Source organism: Pseudomonas sp. GM18, from assembly GCF_000282195.1.
In the GTDB taxonomy this organism is placed as follows: Bacteria; Pseudomonadota; Gammaproteobacteria; order Pseudomonadales; family Pseudomonadaceae; genus Aquipseudomonas.
In genome coordinates, this window is record NZ_AKJT01000026.1 from 1 (window position 1) to 19,339 (window position 19,339).

A 19,339-nucleotide genomic window follows, 5' to 3' on the forward strand; every position below is an offset into this window, starting at 1 on the left:
GCTCGGCAGCTGCTACGGGCGTTGGAAACGGATGAGGGGATAGGTGATGAAAATTGATTTGAACGCTGATCTGGGTGAGGGCTTCGGTCCGTGGCGCATGGGCGAGGATGAGGCGTTGATGAGCCTGATCTCCTCGGCGAACGTGGCGTGCGGTTTCCATGCCGGTGATCCGCTGATCATGGACAACACCGTGCGCCTGGCCAAGGCCGGTGGCATCGATCTGGGTGCTCATGTGGGCTTCCCCGACTTGATGGGGTTCGGTCGGCGGCAGATGAACATCGAGCTCAAGGAACTGGCGACTTATGTGGTCTATCAGCTCGGCGCGCTGGCAGGGATGGCGGCGGTCAATGGCCACCGCATGACCCACATGAGCTTTCACGGCGCGCTGGGCAACATGGTCGCAGCCGACGCGGCACTGGCTGGGCCATTGGTGTGTGCGGTGGCGGCGTTCGATCCGACGCTGATCATCAGCTCGTCGAGCAGTCGCGCCATCGAAAACGCTGCTGAAAAATGCGGACTGCGGGTCGCCACGACGTTTCTCGCTGACCGCGCCTACGACGATGACTGCCTGCTGGTGCCGCGCAAGGTTCCAGGCTCGGTCATCAAGGAACCGGCCGCCGTGCTGCAGCGGGTTCGGCAGTTGCTGGAGGAGGGCACGGTGACCAGTCTCAATGGCAAGCGCATTGCGGTGCCGGCGCACTCGATCCTGTTGCACGGCGACACGCCCGGTGCAGTGGAACTGGCACGGACGATCCGTCGTGAAATCGAGTTGGCCGGCGGCTGTATCACGCCGATTTCGCAGCTGTTGGCGTAACGGCCGCACGGTCATAAGCAGGGCTTATTGCCACACAGTCATTCCGTCTTGGTCCAGCGCTTCAGGGCTGGATAGAGTCGAAGCCATTGCGATCACCCGAGTGATCCGCACACGTAATACGAGGACAGCTTCATGCCATTTTCAGATTACAAAACCGCGCTGGTGACCGGCGCTTCTTCCGGGATTGGCGCCGCAGTCGTCGAGCGTCTCTGTCAGGAAGGCGTGCAGGTGCATGCCTTGGCCCGCAGCGCCGACAAGCTGCAAGAACTGGCCGCTAAAACCGGCTGTATCGCTCACGCCATCGATGTCACCGACCTGGCCGGGCTGACGCGTCTGTTCGAAACCCAGCCGTTCGACATTCTGGTGAACAACGCCGGTGTCGACAAACCAGGCTCGATTCTCAAGGCCGACGCCGAAGGCATCGACTTGCTGATTGACGTCAACCTGCGTGCGGTATTGCACCTGGCGCGTCTGGCGTTGCCGGGGATGGTCGAGCGCGATTGCGGCCACATCATCAACATCAGTTCGATTGCCGCGGCGTACAACTTCGGCGGCAACTCGACTTATCACGCGACCAAAGCGGCGGTGAGCATGCTGTCGCGACAGTTGCGCATCGATGCCTTCGGCAAGCGGGTGCGGGTCACCGAGATTTGTCCGGGCCGAGTGGCCACCGACATCTTCGCCCACGTCCACGGTGACTCCGAAGAGACCTACAAGCGCTTTGTCGAAGGGTTCGAACTGCCTCAGGCCAAGGACATCGCCGACGCCATCGCGTTTGCCATTGCCGCACCGATTGCGGTCAACGTCGGGCACATGGAAATCACCCCGACCCTGCAAGTGCCCGGCGGCCTTTCCACCGCCCGTCCGCAGGATTACCAGGGCTGAGTTCCCCCGCACGAAACGCTACAGAAGAACGGATTGATCCGTCATCGCGGTACCCACGCCAAGCCTGTGCCTGGCGCCTTATCCCTGCCCTTATCCCAATGCCGATGGGGATTGACCATGAAGCATGACTTCGATTTGGCCGCGGTTCTGCAAGGCGAATATGCCGAGCTGATCGTCAAGGGCATCGAAATAACTCTACAGCTGGCGCTGTTCGCCTGGCTGCTGGCAATGGCCCTGGCGCTGTTGCTGGTAACCGTACGCCTGACCGGCAACAAGTATGCCGACCGACTGGTGGCCGGCTACGTGTCTTACCACCGCAACGTGCCGACACTGGTGCAATTGATGCTCTGGTATTTCGGTGTGCCGACCTTGCTCAGCGAGTCCACGCAACTGTGGCTGGCGAACTACAGCACTGAATACCTGTTCTCGGTGATTGCCCTGGGGCTGTGTCAGGCGGCGTATTTCTGTGAAGACATCCGCAGTGGCCTGCGCGCCATTCCGGCCGGACAGACCGAAGCGTCCAGGGCGCTCGGGTTGGGTTATGTGCGCTCGATGCGTTACGTGATCTTGCCGCAAGGCGTACGCAACTGCCTGCCGTCCTTGATCAACCACACCGTGCTGTTGTTCAAGAACACCAGCCTGGCCATGGCCATCGGCGTGGTGGAGCTGACTTACGCCACCCGCGAAGTCGAGAACTACACCTTTCGCACGTTCGAGTCTTACCTGGTTGCCACGGTGTTCTACCTGGTCTTTTCCCTGCTGTTGATGGGGCTCGGCGCGCTGTTGGCGCGACGCTTCAACAAAGCGCTGGCGAGGTAGACGACGATGTTCGATATCTTTTCGATTGTGCAGCAAAACTGGACCTTGTTTCTGATCGGCCAGTACCCGCATGGCCCTTTGGGCGGGTTGGCGAGTACGTTGATTCTGGCGGCACTGGCGCTGTTGCTGGCATTCCCTTTCGGCTTGCTGCTGGCGTTGGCGCGGGTTTCGCCATGGACCGGACTGCGCTGGGCTGCCACGGTCTGGGTGTATGTGCTGCGAGGCATCCCGCTGCTGATGGTGATCTTCTGGACCTACTTCCTGGTGCCGTTGCTGATCGGCCATAACATCACCGGGTTCGTGACCATGCTCTGCACGTTGGTGATCTACCAGAGTGCCTACCTGTGCGAAATCATTCGCGGCGGCATTCAGGCACTGCCGGCGGGGCAGTACGAAGCATCCCGGGCACTGGGCCTTGGTTACCTGCGCACGACGATCTGGGTGATCTTGCCGCAAGCGTTGTACAACGCGCTGCCCAGCCTGATCAGCCAGTTCATCTCGATCATCAAGGAAACCTCCCTGGGTTATGTGATCAACGTCCAGGAAGTTACCTTCGCCGCCAACCAGGTCAACAACCAACTGCTGACCAAGCCGTTCCAGGTGTTTTTCATCCTGGCGATCATTTACTACCTGCTCTGTTTCGGCCTGACCCATCTGGCCGGCTGGGTGGAGCGCCGTATCGCTCGCAAGCGTCTGGGCAATGGCGGTCAGGCCGTGGCGGCCGACCCCTTGCTGGCCATCGATAATTGAAGAGGGTTGCGTCCATGCATCCAATGATCATGTTTTCGAACATCAATAAATGGTACGGCGAGTACCACGCGCTGACCGACATCACTGCTGAGGTGAAACCCGGAGAAGTGGTGGTGCTGTGCGGCCCGTCGGGGTCCGGCAAGTCGACGTTGATCCGCACGGTCAATCGTCTGGAAGACATCCAGAAAGGCCAGATCCTGTTCGATGGCCAGGACGTGCACGGCACTGATGCTCACATCAATCGGCTGCGCAGCCGTGTAGGTTTCGTGTTCCAGAGTTTCAATCTTTTTCCGCACCTGTCGGTGCTGGAAAACATCACGTTGGCACCGACCAAAATCCGCAGCCTGAAAGGCTCGGCGGCGAAGCAACAAGCCATGCAGTTGCTTGATCGGGTAGGCCTGGCACACAAGGCCGGTGCGTATCCGGCGCAGTTGTCCGGCGGTCAGCAGCAGCGGGTGGCGATTGCCCGGGCGCTGGCGATGGAGCCGCCAGTGATGCTGTTCGACGAACCGACCAGTGCCCTCGACCCGGAAATGGTCGGTGAAGTGCTGAACGTCATGAAGAGTTTGGCCAAGGATGGAATGACCATGATGTGTGTGACCCACGAGATGAATTTCGCCCGTGAAGTCGCCGACACCATCTGGTTCATGGACGCGGGTCAGATTCTGGAAAAGAGCACGCCCGAGAGCTTTTTCAATCAGCCCTCGCACCCGCGGGCACAACGCTTTATCGCCGATCTGCGCGCCCATTGAGCCGCAGTGATTTTGCTCCCTCTGCCATCCGACTTTCCAATCCCAGGAGTTTTTCCATGCGTATGAAGCATCTGTTTGTCACGCTGGCGTTAGGTCCTCTGGCTGTTGCGGTAGCGCAGGCCGATCAATTGAGCGACATCATGGCCAAGAAGTCGTTGAGCTGCGGTGTGTACGCCGACGTGCCGCCGTTTTCCGCCCCGGACCCGAAAACCCGTGAGCTGGTGGGCATGGACGTCGACCTGTGCAAGGCCCTGGCCAAGACCATGGGCGTCGCATTGGAGCTCAAGCCGCTGTCTGTCGAAGCACGGATTCCTGAAGTGAAAATGGGCCGCGTCGACGTGATCTTCGCCAACCTGGCCTACACCAAAACCCGGGCTGAACAGATCCAGTTCAGCGATCCGTACTACATCGCCAAGGAGACACTGGTGGTGCGCGCGGCCCACGCCGATCAGCCGAAAAGCTACTTCAAGGACAAACGCATCAGCTCCACCAAAGGCTCGACCTCCGAGCAGTCGATCCGCATTGCCGGGGCCACGCCGGTGACGTTCCAGGACACCGGTTCGGCCTACATGGCCTTGCAGCAGAACAAGGTCGTGGGCCTGGTGACCAACACCATGACCGCCCTGAAACTGGTCAATCAGGCCAAGGCCAGCGGTGTCGAATTGGCGCTCGCCAAGGAGCCGATGGCGCTCGAGCCAATTGGCGCGGGCATGCGCAGGGATGAGCCGGCGTTCCTCGCCAAGGTCAACGAGTCATTGGCGACCATGGAAAAAGCCGGCGAGATCGACGCGATCTGGGATCGCTGGATCGGCCCGAACACCGAGTACAAAATGGTTCGCGTGGACAAAGTGCAGAGCCTCAGCAGCTTGAAGTTCGACCCTTTGCCTTGAACCGATACACCGTCATTGCCGGGCAATGATGGAAAAAGCCCGGCGAGTGTTCCAGCGTCGGGCTTTTTCATGTGTGCGGACGGTGCGAAAGAAACGATCAGCAGACGCTCACTCCTCGGCTTTCGTCGATTTGATGAGATTGCTGCGCAGTTTCACGATCGCGTTCTGCAACTGTGTGAACTCGTCCGGTGTCAGGCCAGTTGCGTGGGAAAGGCCCATTTCGGGACGGTCTTCGCGCAGCTGTCGACCGCTCTTCGTCAGGCTGATCCGCACCTGCCGCTCGTCCTCGGGATCACGCTGCCTCTGCAGATAGCCCATCGCTTCCAGTTTCTTCAGGATCGGTGTGAGCGTGTTCGATTCGAGAAACAGTTTCTCGCCCAGGCTGCCTACGGTTTGGTGGTCTTCCTCCCATAGCGCAACGATGGTGATGTATTGCGTATAGGTGAGCCCCAGTTGCTCGAGTATCGGCTTGTAGGCCTTGCCGAAGGCCAGGTTTGTGGAATAGACCGCAAAACACAGGAAGTCGGAGAGCTTCAGATCAGCGGGGACCGCCTTGTCGGTGCGTTTCATGTGCTTCCTCGTTGGCCAGAGTTGAAGGCTCGCAAAGGCAAAATATACCTCGTATACGATTTTATCGGAATGGGTTTGGCTTTGTTATTCGCATGCGCTTAAAGCGCATGCGATGTATATAAGGAAAAAAAAAGCCAATCGCGGTGCGTCAAACCGTGAGGACGTTCAGGGCCACGTCGATGTTGCCGCGCGTCGCTTTCGAGTACGGACAAATTTGATCGGCGGTGTGCGCCAGTGTCGTCGCAACGTCGTGCGCCAGACCCGGCACGCGGAGCGTCAATCGAGCCTGAAGGAAGTAGGCCGCACCGGTCTGGCCCAGATCGACTTCGATGTCGACGGACAGATCAGACGGCAGCACCACGTTCATGTCATTGGCCACCAGCCCGACGGCGGCGGTGTAACAGGCCGACCATGCACCGGCGAACAATTGCTCAGCAGTCGGGTGTGGCTGAATAGCGGTGAACACGTGCGCTGGCTTCGCGCTTCCAGGCGACGACAGCGTAATGTCGAGGCTGCCGTTATGACCACGTGAAGAGTTGCCAGCGGCGCTAGCGGTGGTGTGAGTTTTGCCGGTCATCAGGACTTTTTCGATCTTGCTCATGGGGTGGATCCTCAACGTTTTGAAAAGTGTGATTTGTGTATCGTATACGTTTATATCGTATGCGATGTAATAATAATTGCCCCAGGCACCCATCGATGTCAATCGATCGCGTTGCACCGCCCGACGAGTGGCCGGGCAACACGCCGTCGACCGTTTCAGCGATATGCCGAATTCGTCATCAACCCGACCTAAAGCGATCAAGCCGTGAGCCTTGGACTGGGCCAGTCTGGGCGGTCTGTCCAAGGAGTTGATCATGATCCGACTGTCCCTGGCCGAAGCTCGCGAGCTGGCCGAATCGATCTTGCTGCACAACGGTTTCAATCTGGCCCATGCGCAAGCAGTGGCGGCGACGGTGATCGCCGGCGAGCGCGATGGCTGTGCCTCCCACGGTTTGTACCGGATTCTGGGCTGCGTGAACTCCCTGCGGGCCGGCAAGGTGTCGGCCGATGCCGAGCCACGTGTGATCGACCAGGCGCCGTCGATTGTGCGGGTAGATGCCGGTGGTGGTTTCTCGCAATTGGCGTTCCAGGCGGGTCTGCCGTTACTGGAGGAGAAAACCCGGACCAACGGGATTGCGGCGCTGGCGATCAATCGTTGTGTGCATTTCTCGGCGCTGTGGGTGGAGATCGAGCAGTTGACCGCCGCCGGGTTGGTGGCACTGGCGTGTAATCCCAGCCATGCTTGGGTGGCACCAGCCGGGGGACGGGTGCCGGTGTTCGGCACCAATCCCATAGCCTTTGGCTGGCCGCGCGCGGGGCAGGATCCGTTTGTGTTCGACTTCGCCACCAGTGCGATTGCCCGTGGCGATATCGAGTTGCATCGGCGTGCCGGCAAGTCGATTCCCGAGGGCTGGGGAGTGGACGCTGAGGGGCGGCCGAGCACCGATGCCAATGTCGTGCTCGACAGCGGCGCGATGCTGACGTTTGGTGGGCACAAAGGCTCGGCGCTGGCGGCGATGGTGGAGTTGATTGCCGGTCCGTTGATCGGAGACCTGACCAGCGCCGAGTCGCTGGCTTATGACGCGGGCAGCAAGTCGTCGCCGTACCATGGCGAGTTGATCATCGCACTGGACCCACGGCGTTTTCTGGGGGAAGCCACTGAGGAACATTTGGCCCGGGCCGAAGTGTTGTTTCAGGGGATTGAAGGGCAGGGTGCGCGCTTGCCGTCGCAACGGCGTTATGCGGCGCGGGCATGTAGTCTGGTGGAAGGCGTGCAGATTCCCGAGGCGCTGTACAACGATCTGAAAGCGTTGCTGACCTGATAACCCGCATGCCCACAGGCAATGCTGTTCACTTAAGCAATTTCAGCCGCGACGCATTCCTTGTAGCAGCTGCCGAAGGCTGCGTTCGACCGTAGCAGCTGTCGAGCCTGCGAGGCTGCGTTCGGCTGCGCAGCAGTCGTGAGTCCGGTAGCCATGGTGTACCTGATACACCGCAATGGCTGATTTTACGACTGCTGCGCAGCCGAACGCAGCCTCGCAGGCTCGACAGCTGCTACAGATCTCGCATTACGGCGTAAGTGAACAGCATTGCGCTCCCACAGTAGGTCGTTTTGTTAAACCGGTTCGCAGTGGCTCGTGCCATCGACCAGGCGGGCAATGCCCAGCGGGTTGGCGTTTTTCAGGGCGTCGGGCAGCAAGGCGTCCGGGCAGTTCTGGTAGCACACCGGGCGCAGGAAACGCTCGATGGCCAGGCTGCCGACCGACGTCCCACGGGCGTCGGAGGTCGCAGGGTAAGGACCGCCATGCACCATCGCATCGCACACTTCAACGCCGGTGGGGTAGCCATTGAACAGCACCCGGCCGGCCTTTTGTTCCAGCAGCACCAGCAGATCTGCATGTTCGTGCAGGTCCTGCGCGTCGCCGATCAGGGTGATGGTGAGTTGCCCGTGCAGGCTGTGCAGTGCCTGTTGCAGCTGCGCCTTGTCGGCCACTTCGACGACGAGGGTGGTCGGGCCGAACACTTCTTCCTGCAACAGCGGATCACCCTTGAGCAACAGGCTGACGTCGGCCTTGAACAGTTGCGGCCGCGCTTGATTGCCGTGTTGGTCCTGGCCCGCCAGGTGGGTTATGCCTGGGTGGTCGAGCAAGGCTTGCACGCCTTTTTCGTAGCTGGCGAGGGTGCCGGCGTTGAGCATGGTTTGCGCCGGTTGTTCGGCCATCAAGGCACTGAGCCTCGCGGTGAACGCGCTGAATTGCGGTGAGCCAATACCGATCACCAACCCCGGATTAGTACAGAACTGACCGCACCCCTGAACCACCGACGCCACCAGTTCACCGGCGATTTTCTCGCCACGGGCGCGCAGGGCTTCAGGCAATACGAGCACCGGGTTGATGCTGCTCATTTCGGCGAATACCGGAATCGGTTGTGGCCGTGCGGCGGCCATGTCACACAGGGCGCGACCGCCTTTCAGCGAGCCGGTGAAACCGACGGCCTGGATCGCCGGATGCTTGACCAGCACTTCACCGACGCCCGCGCCGTAGATCATGTTGAACACGCCTTTAGGCATGTCGGTTTGCTCGGCGGCGCGGATGATTGCATCGGCCACGTGCTCGGCGGTCGCCATGTGTCCGCTGTGGGCCTTGAACACCACCGGGCAACCGGCGGCCAGAGCGGCAGCGGTATCGCCGCCGGCGGTGGAAAAGGCCAAGGGGAAATTGCTGGCGCCGAACACGGCCACCGGACCGACGCCGATCCGGTATTGGCGCAAGTCGACCCGTGGCAGTGGCTGACGTTCGGGCAAGGCGCGGTCGATGCGCGCACCATAGAAATCGCCCCGACGCAGCACCTGAGCGAACAGGCGCATCTGGCCACTGGTACGGCTGCGTTCGCCCTGGATGCGTGCGGTCGGCAGGGCGGTTTCGCGGGTGACCAGGGCGACGAATTCGTCATCCAGGGCATCCAGTTGCGCGGCGATGGCCTCGAGAAATTCTGCACGGCGCGTCGCCGGCAGATTGCGAAAGGTCGGGTAAGCGGCAGCGGCAGCTTGGGCTGCGGCGTGTACTTCTTCAACGGTGGCTTGCATGAACGAGTAGGGCAGTGCTTCGCCGGTATGGGCGTCATGGCTTTGCATCGCGATGTGGCCAGCGGCGCTTCGGGCACCGCCGATATAGTTGTGGCCGAGGATCTCGGGCATAAAAAACTCCTGTCAGAAATGGTGAGTCCCTTGTAGGAGCGAGCGGTGCGGCGATCCGACTTGCCCGCTCCTACAAGTATTGGGTTCAGGCCAACGAATCACCCCGACGCGCAGCGGCCGGCACTGTGTTATCCAGGGCAGCAATACGCGCAGCGGATTCGGCATCCACCTGGTGCAACGACTTGCCACGGGTTTCCCGGGTCAGGCCGACAGCCACGATGGAGATCAACGCGGCGCCCACCAGGTACCAGGCGATCGGTGTCGAGCTGTGGTACTTGTTGAGCAGAGTGATGGCGATCAGTGGCGCGAGGGAACCGGCGAAGATCGGCGCCACCTGGTAGCACAGTGAAAGGGCGGTGTAGCGCACGTGAGTGGGGAACATTTCGGCCATCAGCGCCGAGTAGGGTGCATAGGTCATCGACTCGATGGCCAGGCCCAGGGTGATGGCGCCGATGATCAGCCAGTTGTTGCCGGTGTCCATCATCGGGAAGCCGACAAACCCCCAGAACGCAGTGAGCACCGCGCCGATCAGGTACACCGGTTTGCGCCCCACGATATCCGACAGATAGCCCATCAACGGGATCAGGAAAAAGTGCAGCAAGTGTGCGCCGAACATCAGAAACAGAATCTCTGAGGTGTCCTTGTGCACCACCAGCTTCAGGTAGGTGATCGAAAAGGTGACCACGGTGTAATAGAGGATGTTCTCGGCAAACCGCGCGCCGATCCCCACCAGCACTGCGCGCCAGTGATGACGCAGCACTTCCACCACACCCAGCTGTTGCTGCTTGGTCTGCGCTTGCCGTACCTGGGCCTCCTTGAAAATCGGCGCGTCATCGACGCTGGTGCGAATCCAGTAGCCGATCAACACCACCACCGCCGAGAACCAGAACGCCACGCGCCAGCCCCAGGCGAGGAATTGTTGTTCCGACAGGTTCGACGACAACAGCAGCAGGGCGACGGTGGCCACCAGGTTACCGGCCGGCACCCCGGCTTGCGGCCAACTGGCCCAGAAGCCTCGGCGATTGTCCGGGCAGTGTTCGGACACCAGCAGAATCGCGCCGCCCCATTCGCCCCCGAAGGCAAAGCCCTGGATCAGCCGCAGCAGCACCAACAACACCGGCGCGGCATAGCCAATGCTGTCGAAGCCGGGCAGGCAGCCCATCAGAAACGTGGTGATGCCGACCGCCACCAGGCTCAGTTGCAGCAGGCGCTTGCGACCGAATTTGTCACCGTAATGACCGAACACCAGACCGCCCAACGGACGGGCGAGAAAGCCCACTGCGTACAGGGCGAAGGCGGCGATGATGCCGTCGATCGGGCTGTCGGTCTGGCGGAAGAACAGCTGGCCGAAGACCAATGCCGAGGCGGTGCCATAGAGAAAGAATTCATACCACTCGGCGACGGTGCCGGCCATGGCGGCGGCCACCACGCGTTTGAGTCCCGAGGGTGTGGTTGCGCTGGTCGTGCTGTGAGGGTTGGACATGCTGGCGTTTCCTGTAGAGGCGCAAAAACAGGTAGCCGGGCGGGACCCGCAAGGATCCGCCCGGCAATCACTCAGAGACCGACGTCCGGCAGTTGCGGACGGTTGGCCAGGGCCTTGGCCATGATCTGCTCGACGAACACCCGATCAGCTTCTGGCAGTGCCAGGCGTGGCGGACGGGTCAGGGCGCTGCCGCGACCGGCGATGGCTTCGCAGAGCTTGATGCACTGCACCAGGTCGGCACGGGCATCGAGGTGCAGGATCGGCATCAGCCATTCGTAGATCGGCATGGCTTCGGCAAAGCGACCGGCCTTGGCCAGGCGGAAGATAGTTTCGCCTTCTTTCGGGAACACGTTCGACATACCCGAGACCCAGCCTTCGGCACCCACCGCGATGCTTTCCAGCACCACGTCGTCGAGACCTGCGAACAGCACGAAACGGTCGCCGACTTCATTGCGCACGTCGATGAAACGGCGGGTATCGCCGGAGGAATCCTTGAAGCACACCACGTTGTCGCAGTCGGCCAGGGAAATCAGGATGTCCGGGGTGACGTCGTTTTTGTAGATCGGCGGGTTGTTGTAAACCATCAGCGGTACGTCGGCGTTCTTCGCCACGTAGCGGTAGTGCTCGGCGGTCTCGAACGGCTTGGAACCGTAGACCAGCGCCGGCATCAGCATCACGCCGTCGACGCCGACCCTGCGTACCGCGTTGGCCACCTTGGCCGCTTGCACGCTGGTGAATTCGGCCACACCGCAAATCACCGGCACGCGACCGCGAGAGGCGTCGACCGCGACTTCGGTCACGGCGATTTTTTCTTCGGCGGTCAATGAGGTGTTTTCCCCCACCGAACCACACACCACCAGGCCCGATACGCCGTCACGGATCACGTTGGAAATCACCTGATGGGTTTTTTCCAGGTTGATGGAAAAGTCATCGTTGAATTGAGTGGTCACCGCGGGGAAGACGCCACTCCAGTTAATGCGTTTGCTCATTGTTGCCTCCGGTTCGTTTATTGTATTTCGTATACGATATTTTAAATGCCGATGCTCGGCCAGTGGTTTTTTCAATCAATCAGGGGTTTTTGGTAGCCGTTGGTCTGGGGGCGTTTCAGGCACCGGGCCAGGTATCTGACAGGCGATAGCCCTGTGGCCACGGGTCGCTCGGGTCGAGCAGCAATTGGTGGGTGCCGGTGATCCAGGCCCGGCCGGAAATGCACGGGTAGATCGCCGGGCGGCCAGCCACTTCGGTCATCGAATCGATGCGGCAATGGAATTCGGAACCGAGGATCGAACGGCCGATAAAGCGCTCGCCGACCTGCATCAATCCCTTGGCCTGCAACACCGCCATGCGCGCCGAGCAGCCGGTGCCGGTGGGTGAGCGGTCGATCTTGCCGGGTTGAATCACCACCGCGTTGGCCCCGGTGGCGATGCCGTTTTCAACGACGATGGGCGCGGCAATCTGGCAGAAGGAAATATGTGACCACTCGGGGTTCAGCGGATGGACGAAGCCCAGCTGCTCATTGGCCGCGCGGGTGATTTTCAACCCGACCTCGACCAGTTCAGCCGCGTCGTCAGGGCGGATGGCAAAGCCCAGGCGTTTGGCGTCGGCGATGACAAAACTGTCGCCGCCGTACGCGGTGTCGACCTGCAACGAGCCGAGGCCTTCGACTTCGATCCAGGCGTCGAGGCGATCAGCGAAGGAGGGCACGTTCTTGATTTCCACCCGTTCGACCTTGCCGTCACGGCAGTCGGCCACGGCCTCGATCAAGCCGCCGGGCGCTTCGAGTACCAGCCGGGTTTGCGGTTCGGTCATCGGCAGAATGCCGCTGTCGAGCAGCACCGTGGCGACGCACAGCGAGTTGGAGCCGGACATTGGTGGTGTGTCCGCCGGTTCCATGATGATCCAGGCCATTTGCGCCCGAGGATCCTTGGCCGGCACCAGCAGGTTGACGTGGCGGAATACGCCGCCGCGAGGTTCGTTGAGGACGAAATTGCGCAGGTTTTCATCCTTGGCAATCCAGCGTGACTGTTCCCACACGGTGGCGCCGGGCGGTGGGGCGACGCCGCCGACGATCACATCGCCGACTTCGCCTTCGGCGTGGCAGCTGACCACATGAATGACTTTCGATGAACGCATGGCTTACTCCTTTTATCGCCTGTCGTTATTTCACTGATTTCAGAAACGCCGCGGTTTCTGCATGTATCGGGTTGCCAATCACCTGATCCGGCGAGCCGATCTCATGCACCAGGCCATTGCGAAAGAACGCCACGCGGTCGGACACATCGCGGGCAAAGCGGATTTCGTGGGTCACCAGCACCATGGTCATGCCGTCTTCGGCGAGCATGCGCATGGTGTCCAGCACCTCGCCGACCAATTGCGGGTCGAGGGCCGAGGTGGCTTCGTCGAACAGCATGTAGTCCGGCGACATGGCCAGGGCGCGGGCGATGGCCATGCGTTGTTGCTGGCCTCCGGACAACTTGCCGGGGAAGGTCTTGAGCTTGTCGCCAAGGCCTACGTGGGTGAGTTGCTGCACTGCCAGAGCCTCGGCTTCAGCCTTGCTTTTACCCAAGACCTTACGCGGTGCCAGCATCACGTTTTCCAGCACGGTCAGGTGCGGGAAGGCATTCCATTGCTGGAACACGATGCCGATTTTCTGCCGCAGGCGGTTGAGGTCGGTGGCGCTGTGATGAACCTCGACGCCGTCGACGCGGATGTTGCCTTTCTGGATCGGTTCCAGGCCGTTGATGCACATCAGCAGCGTCGATTTGCCGGAGCCCGAGCCGCCGATGATCGACACCACTTCGCCCTTGTCCACCGTCAGGCTGACACCCTTGACCACGGCCAGATCGCCGAAGGATTTATGTACGTTGTCGATCTCAATCATTTTCTTGCCACCTTCTTTCCAGACGAGCGCCCAGGCGTGCAACCACCAGGCTCATGACGTAATAGATAAGGCCCGCGACGCATAGCACCAACAACGGTTCCTGAATGCGGGTGACGATGGTTTGCGAGGCGCGCAGCAGTTCGACGATGCCGATCCACATCACCAGCGCGGTGTCTTTCATCACCCCGAGCACCAGGTTCAGCCAGCCGGGGAAGGCCACTCGCGTGGCCATCGGCAGGACGATCCAGCGCAGGTCCTGCAAAAAACTCAGGCCCAGCGAACGACTGGCCCGTCGCAGGGTGAACGGCACCGACAGCACGCCGCTGCGCACGATCTCGGTGAAGTACGCGGCGGTGTAGACCCCCAGCACAATGCAGCCGACGCTGAAGGCACTGATGTTCAAACCGACGATGCTTTTGAGCGAGTTGAACAGCACGAACTGAATCAGCAGCGGCACGCTGCGAAACACGTCCAGTACCCAGGCCAGGGGCAGGCTGGCGCGTGGCAACAGTGCCCGCAGCAGGCCAAACAACAGCCCGGCGACGGAGCCGAGGATGATCGACCAGAACGTCAGTTGCAGGGTGACCCAGGCGCCATCGAGCAGGAACAGCAGGTCATTCCAGGAAAAACTGGTGGAAAACATGGTCAAGCCCTCAGTAACGGAACAACCGCCAGGCCATCAGCCGGGCCGACGCGACAATCGCCTTGGCAATCAGGTAATACAGCGCGGCGGCGATGGCGAAGTATTCGAAGGTGCGGAACGTTTTGACGTTGTAGTCCTGGGTCACGCCGGTCAGGTCATTGTTCAGCCCGACGATCACCCCCAGCGACGTCATCAGCACCGCCCAGACCATCTGATTGGTCAGCGGGTAGAAAACGATCCGCAACAGCTGCGGGACGATGATCATGCGGTAGGCCTGGAAGGCACTCATGCCCAGCGAACGTGCGGCGCGCACTTGGGTGTCGGGTACCGCCTTGAGGCCGCCGCGAAAGTTCTCCGCCAGATACCCGGCATTGTTGAAGGTGATCCCGGCGAGCAGGGCGAACCACGAGCTGACATGCAGGCCCAGCGAGCCGAGGCCGAAGTAGAGGACGTAGATCTGGAACAGCGACGGGGTGTTGCGCGCGATCGATACCCAGCCGTTGCCAATGCCGCGCAGCAACGGGTTTTTGGTTTCGCGCAGCACCGTCAGGGCCAGGGCGATCAACACGCCGAAGATCATCGACAGCGCGGCGGTCTCAAAGGTGACCCAGGCGCCGGCGAGCATGTCCGGCAGGGCGCGCAGGGTGGCGCGCCATTGGAAGGTGTAATCAAACATGCGCGAGAGTCTCCAGAGGGGCGGCGGTTTGCAGCCAGGCCGGCAGACGACCGCTGGCCGTGGCACTGCAAGCGGTGTCGACGCATTCGGCGAGGCTGGCGAAATGCACTTTGCGGCCCACCAGGCCGGGTGCGTAATGGGCGTATTTGCCGGAGTTGGTCATCAAGGTTTTTGCGCCCGGCGGGATCACCGGTTCGCCGAGCATGCACCAGCAGGTATCGGTGACCAGAGTCGCGCCGAAGGCTTCGATCACGGCGATATGCCCGGCTTCGCGAGCCTGCTCCAGCACGGCGCGGCCGCAGGTAATGGCGAGGACCACGTCAGGGTGTTTGTGCCGACCAAGGCACAACCGCGCAAGATGAGCGAACTCGCTGAGAGAGAAATGCGGGTTGCCCAGCGAGACCACATCCACCCGGCTGTCGCGGGCACTGTTGAGCTCACGCCAGCTGACCAATAGGTCTTTGAGTCGGATTGTTTCCACGGGTATGGACACACCCGTCTCCAGCACCTGTTCCGGGTCGAGGGCCTCCGGGGTGATACCGGCGATATGGAACAAAGGGGCGGCGGAGGTGGTGGCAAACGCTGCGCCGAACGCCTTGAGGTCGTCCAGGCTCGGCTTGCGGTTTTCCAACCCGCGCACCAGTGGAATCCGGCTGCCCGCCAGCGCGCCGATGTGGTAACCGAGCAGCGGGTAGAAGGCGTCGTCCAGTTCACCCAGGGCGGGCACCTCGACCTGCAATCGGGCCTTGCGTTGCGCGTCCAGGTGGCAGCCGATCAACGGGGCGCGGCCGGTCAGGGCGATGCAGATATCCAGGTAGTCCGGGTACTTCAGGGTGCGTGCACCCAGCACGCTGTTGGCGTAGACCACCGCGTTGGATTCGGCCCAGACGATCTGCTCGCCCGCTTTCGGCGCGCTGTCGAGCAGGTAGGGTGCGCAGGTGAAACTCAGCTGTGCGCCCATCGCCATGTAGGCATCGCCCAAGGCACTGGCTGGTTCGCCGAGCGCCGGGTCGATGCCCAATTCGCGCCAGCGACGCTGGTCCACGGAAATCGAATTGAGGGTGGTGGGCACCCGCACTTTTGCTCCCCATTGCACCAGTTGTTCGGCAAAGCGCAGGCTCGCAGGTCCGGTGTAGATGCAGCCGTCGATGTGCGCCTGGGTGACATCCACCAGACGGCGAGCACCTTGCAATTCGGCCATGCGCAGGACGATCTGCATGGCCACTTGCGCCGCCTTGCCCTGCTGGCCGTCGAGCAGCGCTCGGTCGTGTTCGGTGAGTTCGATCGATGCGCTTGAATCTTGTGTTTGCAACGCGCTGTCGAGTGCCTGCCAGGCATCGCCCGGCAGGTGTTCGAACACGGTTACCGAGGCGCCGTCGACCCGAGCGAAGGCCTTGCCGCGCAATGCGGCGAAGGCCTCCCGGCCGATGCACAGCACCGGCAGGGACCGCTCGAAAATCGTCTGCGCCACCAGCACGCCCAGGGTCAGGATCTCATCGGGTTCGGCCAGCACCAGTGCGGCCGGTGCGTGACCGTTGCTGATCAGTTCCATCAACACGCTACTGCCGGTGCACGAGCCGCGACCGCTGGGAATGGCCAGCACGCGGCCGGCCAGGTATTCGCCGCTGAGGGGGTGGTGACGGTCAATGATCTCGCCGCTAAACGGATCGACCCCGCCCCAGAAGCTCAACCCGATATCGGCGAACAGCAGGTCACCCTGGGCGGCGCCCGCGACCAGGCTGCGGCCGGTCAGAGAAGTGGGCCTAGGCATGCCGGACACCTCAGTAGTAGACCTGGGGCACGGTCAGGTTGGTCGGCGGGATTTCAGTACCGACCCATTTGACGAACAACTCCTTGTAACGACCGGTGCGCACCTGTTGGTTGACGAACAGGTTGAGGTAATTGAGCAGGCCATACTCGTTACGCTTGGCGCCGAGGGAGACGTAGTCGATCACGTACGGCGCGTTGCCGGCGACTTTCAGGTTTTTGTATTTGCCCGATTTGAGGGTGGCGGCGGCCACGGTGTTGGTGACTACGGTGGCGTCGATATGACCCTGGGCGACCGCCAGCAGGGTGTCGTTCTGTGACTGATAGGCGCGGAAGGTGCCAGTGCCCCAGCTCTTCACGTCTTTCTCCAGGGCGATGGCTTCATAGGTGCCGCTGGTGTTGCCCACGGGTTTGCCCTTGAGGTCATCGAAGCTGTTGATGCCGGTGTCGTCGCGGGTCAGCACCACCATCTGGAAAGCGAAGTAGGGCACCGTCAGGCCGACGGTCTTGGCCCGTTCGAGGGTGTCGGAGGTGGAGGCGACGATCACATCGGCCCGCCCGGAGACCAGCGCCGGAATGCGATCCGGGAACGGCGTCTCGACCACTTCGGCCTCGACCCCGAGGATTTTCGCCAGGTCACGGCAGTAGTCCACGTCGAAACCGGCCGGGTTGTTACCGGCATCGCGGAAACCCATGGGCGGGAAGTCCAGGGTTACGGCGCAGCGCAGCTTGCCCGAACCGATGATGTCGTCGAGCTTGTCGGCCTGGGCGGTGGCGATAAAGGAGGTACTGAGAACAGCGCTGAGGGCTACGGCAAATGCGGGGTTTTTCATAGAGGCCTCGTTGGTGTGAAGTGCTGTTGGATATCGTATTGGGGATTTCGTATACGATATTAAATATAGCAATCAACGTGCCCGTTTCCAGGCAGAGGCGTGAATTTGTTGGCAGGCCTTGGAGTAGAGGTGTTGCGGTGCGTCAGCGGGATGTCGCGAGGGGCGAGGTCCGCGATGGCGGGTGTTACAGATGGGAGCAATGGATGTGCGGGGCGCCCCTTTAAGGAACATCGGCAGGCGTAGGCGCGCTGATCGTTCCCACGCTCCGCGTGGGAATGTAGCCCGGGTCGCTCCGCGTCCCTTCCAGAGCCGAACGCGGAGCGTCCGTTGAGGCATTCCCACGCGGAGCGTGGGAACGATCATCCTCGCTAGCCTTGTGGATCGAGGTTATCCAGTACCCGGTTGACGGCCAGCTCCCCGAGCATGACCACCGATTGAATCCCCAACATCATGTTGCGATGGGGCATGTCCATCAACCCGGCGAACTCACTGAGCATCACGCTCGCTGACGCCAGGGATTCGCAGGCGTTGACCAGCAGGGTTTCGTTATCGACCTTCTCACCCACATGGTAAATGGTGCTGGGTTTGCGCTTGGTGGCTTTGGGGGTGGGTGGTTTGAGGTAGTGGTCGAGGGCGCGGTCGGCGGCTTCGTGGAGCTTTTTGGAATCGAGGGATTCGTAGGGGGAAACGTCGTCGGTTTCCGGAGGATTTGGCGTTGGTTTGAACATAGATGGAACTCCATATGTGATTAGAGGAGCCATCACCCTCGCTACCAAACGAAGAGGTGGTGGCCATACGAAGGTTGGTAGACCGGCCCACATGGAAAAACCGGCGTGCCCGAGGGCACCCTACGCATGGCCACCATAAAGGTGCTGCTATGCGACATGTGGACGGCGGGCTACCAAACCCGATCACTGTTTTTCAGCGACAGGGAAACGATATAGCCCGGGCCACAGGCGCACTAGCCGGCGGATTCTGGCGTAGTCGTAGGCAGAGGCGCAAGGATGTGTAGCCTGGGTGAGTTTCTGGAAGTGTCGTTTAAACATCACCTGTTGATCGTTCCTACGCAGGGCGTGGGAACGATCCTTAGCGCTGAGTATCGCGATACTGACTCGGTGACAGGCCGGTCAACGCACGAAACTGTCGGCTGAACGCACTGTGGTCGGTGTAACCACAACGCAGGGCGATCTCGGTGATCGGCAGGTCGGTGTGCAGCAACAACCGCGAACCTTCTTCCAGGCGCGCCTTGTTGATCATCTGCCGTGGCGTGAGCTGGAAGACCCGTTTGCAGTGACGCTCCAGTTGCGCCACGGAATAACCGGCGATGGCGGTCAGTTCGGCAAGGCTGATGGGGCGGGCGAAGTGGCTGCGGATGTGCGCGTCCACGGCGGCGAGTTTCTGGAACGCGGGGTGATTGGACTGCGGCGATTGCAGGTCGCGGGAGATCCCGGCCAGGCCCACGATGTGACCCTGTTCATCCTTCAAGGCGAGTTTGTGGGTCAGGCACCAGATCGGCTGGTTGCCGTAATACAGGTGCAGTTCCAGTTGGTCGGCCAGTTCGCGGCCGCTGGACAGCACCCGCCGATCCTGTTCGGTGTACAGCGGGCCGAAGCGTTCCGGGAAGACCATTTCAGCGGTGCGCCCCAGTAGCTCTTCGCGATGTTTGAAACCGCAACGCCGGGCCAGGGTCTGGTTGACGAAGGCGTAGCGAGCTTCGCGATCCTTGATGAAAAACACCACGTCCGCCAGGGTATCGAGCAGCGGCGCAATCGGCTGCAGGCTGTTCAGCAGCGTTGGCAGGTCGCAGGGTTTGAAGGTGCTGAGCGAGGGGTACATGGCG

General features: G+C 61.3%; 20 protein-coding genes. 7 read left to right on the plus strand and 13 right to left on the minus strand.

Annotation, left to right across the window (positions count from 1 at the left end; all coding sequences use genetic code 11):
- Nucleotides 1–46: 46 nt before the first annotated feature.
- The 6 genes from PMI21_RS21680 (at nucleotide 47) to PMI21_RS21655 (ending at nucleotide 4,910) form a co-directional block, all read left to right on the plus strand.
- Entirely contained in the window at nucleotides 47–814 is a 768-nt protein-coding gene (locus PMI21_RS21680; protein WP_007935471.1) for a LamB/YcsF family protein, read from the plus strand.
- A 132-nt stretch (nucleotides 815–946) separates the two neighbouring features.
- Complete coding sequence (locus PMI21_RS21675; RefSeq protein WP_007935474.1) at nucleotides 947–1,699, plus strand: SDR family oxidoreductase; 753 nt, start codon at nucleotides 947–949, stop codon at nucleotides 1,697–1,699.
- A 117-nt stretch (nucleotides 1,700–1,816) separates the two neighbouring features.
- Nucleotides 1,817–2,518: an amino acid ABC transporter permease gene (locus PMI21_RS21670; protein WP_007935475.1), complete on the plus strand. Its 702-nt coding sequence runs from the start codon at nucleotides 1,817–1,819 to the stop codon at nucleotides 2,516–2,518.
- A gap of 6 nt (nucleotides 2,519–2,524) precedes the next feature.
- Entirely contained in the window at nucleotides 2,525–3,268 is a 744-nt protein-coding gene (locus tag PMI21_RS21665) for an amino acid ABC transporter permease (RefSeq protein ID WP_007935477.1), read from the plus strand.
- A gap of 23 nt (nucleotides 3,269–3,291) precedes the next feature.
- Entirely contained in the window at nucleotides 3,292–4,020 is a 729-nt protein-coding gene (locus tag PMI21_RS21660) for an amino acid ABC transporter ATP-binding protein (protein WP_177318277.1), read from the plus strand.
- 56 nt (nucleotides 4,021–4,076) lie between these two features.
- Nucleotides 4,077–4,910 (plus strand): ABC transporter substrate-binding protein, encoded by an 834-nt coding sequence (locus PMI21_RS21655; RefSeq protein WP_007935481.1) that lies wholly within the window; start codon nucleotides 4,077–4,079, stop codon nucleotides 4,908–4,910.
- Between the two features lie 108 nt (nucleotides 4,911–5,018).
- Here PMI21_RS21655 and PMI21_RS21650 read toward each other — a convergent pair whose 3' ends face one another.
- Nucleotides 5,019–5,480 (minus strand): MarR family winged helix-turn-helix transcriptional regulator, encoded by a 462-nt coding sequence (locus PMI21_RS21650; protein WP_007935483.1) that lies wholly within the window; start codon nucleotides 5,478–5,480, stop codon nucleotides 5,019–5,021.
- Nucleotides 5,481–5,628: 148 nt separating this feature from the next.
- Complete coding sequence (locus PMI21_RS21645; protein WP_007935485.1) at nucleotides 5,629–6,081, minus strand: Ohr family peroxiredoxin; 453 nt, start codon at nucleotides 6,079–6,081, stop codon at nucleotides 5,629–5,631.
- Between the two features lie 253 nt (nucleotides 6,082–6,334).
- Here PMI21_RS21645 and PMI21_RS21640 point away from each other — a divergent pair, with 253 nt between their 5' ends.
- Nucleotides 6,335–7,342, plus strand: coding sequence for an Ldh family oxidoreductase (locus tag PMI21_RS21640; RefSeq protein ID WP_007935487.1), 1,008 nt, complete (start codon nucleotides 6,335–6,337; stop codon nucleotides 7,340–7,342).
- Nucleotides 7,343–7,635: 293 nt separating this feature from the next.
- Here PMI21_RS21640 and PMI21_RS21635 read toward each other — a convergent pair whose 3' ends face one another.
- From PMI21_RS21635 to PMI21_RS21585, 11 genes are all read right to left on the minus strand, one after another.
- Nucleotides 7,636–9,216, minus strand: coding sequence for an aldehyde dehydrogenase (NADP(+)) (locus tag PMI21_RS21635; RefSeq protein WP_007935489.1), 1,581 nt, complete (start codon nucleotides 9,214–9,216; stop codon nucleotides 7,636–7,638).
- 85 nt (nucleotides 9,217–9,301) lie between these two features.
- Nucleotides 9,302–10,699, minus strand: a complete 1,398-nt coding sequence (abaF, locus tag PMI21_RS21630) for a fosfomycin efflux MFS transporter AbaF (protein ID WP_007935490.1) — start codon at nucleotides 10,697–10,699, stop codon at nucleotides 9,302–9,304.
- A 71-nt stretch (nucleotides 10,700–10,770) separates the two neighbouring features.
- Nucleotides 10,771–11,688 (minus strand): dihydrodipicolinate synthase family protein, encoded by a 918-nt coding sequence (locus tag PMI21_RS21625; protein ID WP_007935491.1) that lies wholly within the window; start codon nucleotides 11,686–11,688, stop codon nucleotides 10,771–10,773.
- A gap of 115 nt (nucleotides 11,689–11,803) precedes the next feature.
- Nucleotides 11,804–12,832, minus strand: coding sequence for a trans-3-hydroxy-L-proline dehydratase (locus PMI21_RS21620; RefSeq protein ID WP_007935492.1), 1,029 nt, complete (start codon nucleotides 12,830–12,832; stop codon nucleotides 11,804–11,806).
- Nucleotides 12,833–12,857: 25 nt separating this feature from the next.
- Complete coding sequence (locus tag PMI21_RS21615; RefSeq protein ID WP_007935493.1) at nucleotides 12,858–13,580, minus strand: amino acid ABC transporter ATP-binding protein; 723 nt, start codon at nucleotides 13,578–13,580, stop codon at nucleotides 12,858–12,860.
- Complete coding sequence (locus PMI21_RS21610) at nucleotides 13,573–14,223, minus strand: amino acid ABC transporter permease (RefSeq protein WP_007935494.1); 651 nt, start codon at nucleotides 14,221–14,223, stop codon at nucleotides 13,573–13,575. The genes PMI21_RS21615 and PMI21_RS21610 overlap by 8 nt, the downstream gene beginning before the upstream one ends.
- A gap of 10 nt (nucleotides 14,224–14,233) precedes the next feature.
- Nucleotides 14,234–14,899, minus strand: a complete 666-nt coding sequence (locus tag PMI21_RS21605) for an amino acid ABC transporter permease (RefSeq protein ID WP_007935495.1) — start codon at nucleotides 14,897–14,899, stop codon at nucleotides 14,234–14,236.
- Nucleotides 14,892–16,670, minus strand: a complete 1,779-nt coding sequence (gene lhpI / locus PMI21_RS21600) for a cis-3-hydroxy-L-proline dehydratase (RefSeq protein WP_007935496.1) — start codon at nucleotides 16,668–16,670, stop codon at nucleotides 14,892–14,894. The genes PMI21_RS21605 and lhpI overlap by 8 nt, the downstream gene beginning before the upstream one ends.
- Nucleotides 16,671–16,680: 10 nt before the next feature.
- Nucleotides 16,681–17,499, minus strand: coding sequence for an ABC transporter substrate-binding protein (locus tag PMI21_RS21595; RefSeq protein WP_007935497.1), 819 nt, complete (start codon nucleotides 17,497–17,499; stop codon nucleotides 16,681–16,683).
- A gap of 368 nt (nucleotides 17,500–17,867) precedes the next feature.
- Complete coding sequence (locus PMI21_RS21590; protein WP_007935498.1) at nucleotides 17,868–18,227, minus strand: DUF6124 family protein; 360 nt, start codon at nucleotides 18,225–18,227, stop codon at nucleotides 17,868–17,870.
- 358 nt (nucleotides 18,228–18,585) lie between these two features.
- Complete coding sequence (locus PMI21_RS21585) at nucleotides 18,586–19,335, minus strand: AraC family transcriptional regulator (protein ID WP_033063855.1); 750 nt, start codon at nucleotides 19,333–19,335, stop codon at nucleotides 18,586–18,588.
- Nucleotides 19,336–19,339: the final 4 nt, after the last annotated feature.

What these genes read in the sequence shown, in the direction of transcription:
- PMI21_RS21625 (WP_007935491.1), bottom strand. Translation starts at nt 11,688, where the DNA reads ATGAGCAAACGCATTAACTGGAGTGGCGTCTTCCCCGCGGTGACCACT.
- PMI21_RS21635 (WP_007935489.1), bottom strand. Translation starts at nt 9,216, where the DNA reads ATGCCCGAGATCCTCGGCCACAACTATATCGGCGGTGCCCGAAGCGCC.
- PMI21_RS21660 (WP_177318277.1), top strand. Translation starts at nt 3,292, where the DNA reads ATGATCATGTTTTCGAACATCAATAAATGGTACGGCGAGTACCACGCG.
- PMI21_RS21655 (WP_007935481.1), top strand. Translation starts at nt 4,077, where the DNA reads ATGCGTATGAAGCATCTGTTTGTCACGCTGGCGTTAGGTCCTCTGGCT.
- PMI21_RS21590 (WP_007935498.1), bottom strand. Translation starts at nt 18,227, where the DNA reads ATGTTCAAACCAACGCCAAATCCTCCGGAAACCGACGACGTTTCCCCC.
- PMI21_RS21610 (WP_007935494.1), bottom strand. Translation starts at nt 14,223, where the DNA reads ATGTTTTCCACCAGTTTTTCCTGGAATGACCTGCTGTTCCTGCTCGAT.
- PMI21_RS21585 (WP_033063855.1), bottom strand. Translation starts at nt 19,335, where the DNA reads ATGTACCCCTCGCTCAGCACCTTCAAACCCTGCGACCTGCCAACGCTG.
- PMI21_RS21665 (WP_007935477.1), top strand. Translation starts at nt 2,525, where the DNA reads ATGTTCGATATCTTTTCGATTGTGCAGCAAAACTGGACCTTGTTTCTG.
- PMI21_RS21595 (WP_007935497.1), bottom strand. Translation starts at nt 17,499, where the DNA reads ATGAAAAACCCCGCATTTGCCGTAGCCCTCAGCGCTGTTCTCAGTACC.
- PMI21_RS21675 (WP_007935474.1), top strand. Translation starts at nt 947, where the DNA reads ATGCCATTTTCAGATTACAAAACCGCGCTGGTGACCGGCGCTTCTTCC.
- PMI21_RS21605 (WP_007935495.1), bottom strand. Translation starts at nt 14,899, where the DNA reads ATGTTTGATTACACCTTCCAATGGCGCGCCACCCTGCGCGCCCTGCCG.
- lhpI (WP_007935496.1), bottom strand. Translation starts at nt 16,670, where the DNA reads ATGCCTAGGCCCACTTCTCTGACCGGCCGCAGCCTGGTCGCGGGCGCC.
- PMI21_RS21650 (WP_007935483.1), bottom strand. Translation starts at nt 5,480, where the DNA reads ATGAAACGCACCGACAAGGCGGTCCCCGCTGATCTGAAGCTCTCCGAC.
- PMI21_RS21670 (WP_007935475.1), top strand. Translation starts at nt 1,817, where the DNA reads ATGAAGCATGACTTCGATTTGGCCGCGGTTCTGCAAGGCGAATATGCC.
- PMI21_RS21615 (WP_007935493.1), bottom strand. Translation starts at nt 13,580, where the DNA reads ATGATTGAGATCGACAACGTACATAAATCCTTCGGCGATCTGGCCGTG.
- abaF (WP_007935490.1), bottom strand. Translation starts at nt 10,699, where the DNA reads ATGTCCAACCCTCACAGCACGACCAGCGCAACCACACCCTCGGGACTC.
- PMI21_RS21640 (WP_007935487.1), top strand. Translation starts at nt 6,335, where the DNA reads ATGATCCGACTGTCCCTGGCCGAAGCTCGCGAGCTGGCCGAATCGATC.
- PMI21_RS21620 (WP_007935492.1), bottom strand. Translation starts at nt 12,832, where the DNA reads ATGCGTTCATCGAAAGTCATTCATGTGGTCAGCTGCCACGCCGAAGGC.
- PMI21_RS21680 (WP_007935471.1), top strand. Translation starts at nt 47, where the DNA reads ATGAAAATTGATTTGAACGCTGATCTGGGTGAGGGCTTCGGTCCGTGG.
- PMI21_RS21645 (WP_007935485.1), bottom strand. Translation starts at nt 6,081, where the DNA reads ATGAGCAAGATCGAAAAAGTCCTGATGACCGGCAAAACTCACACCACC.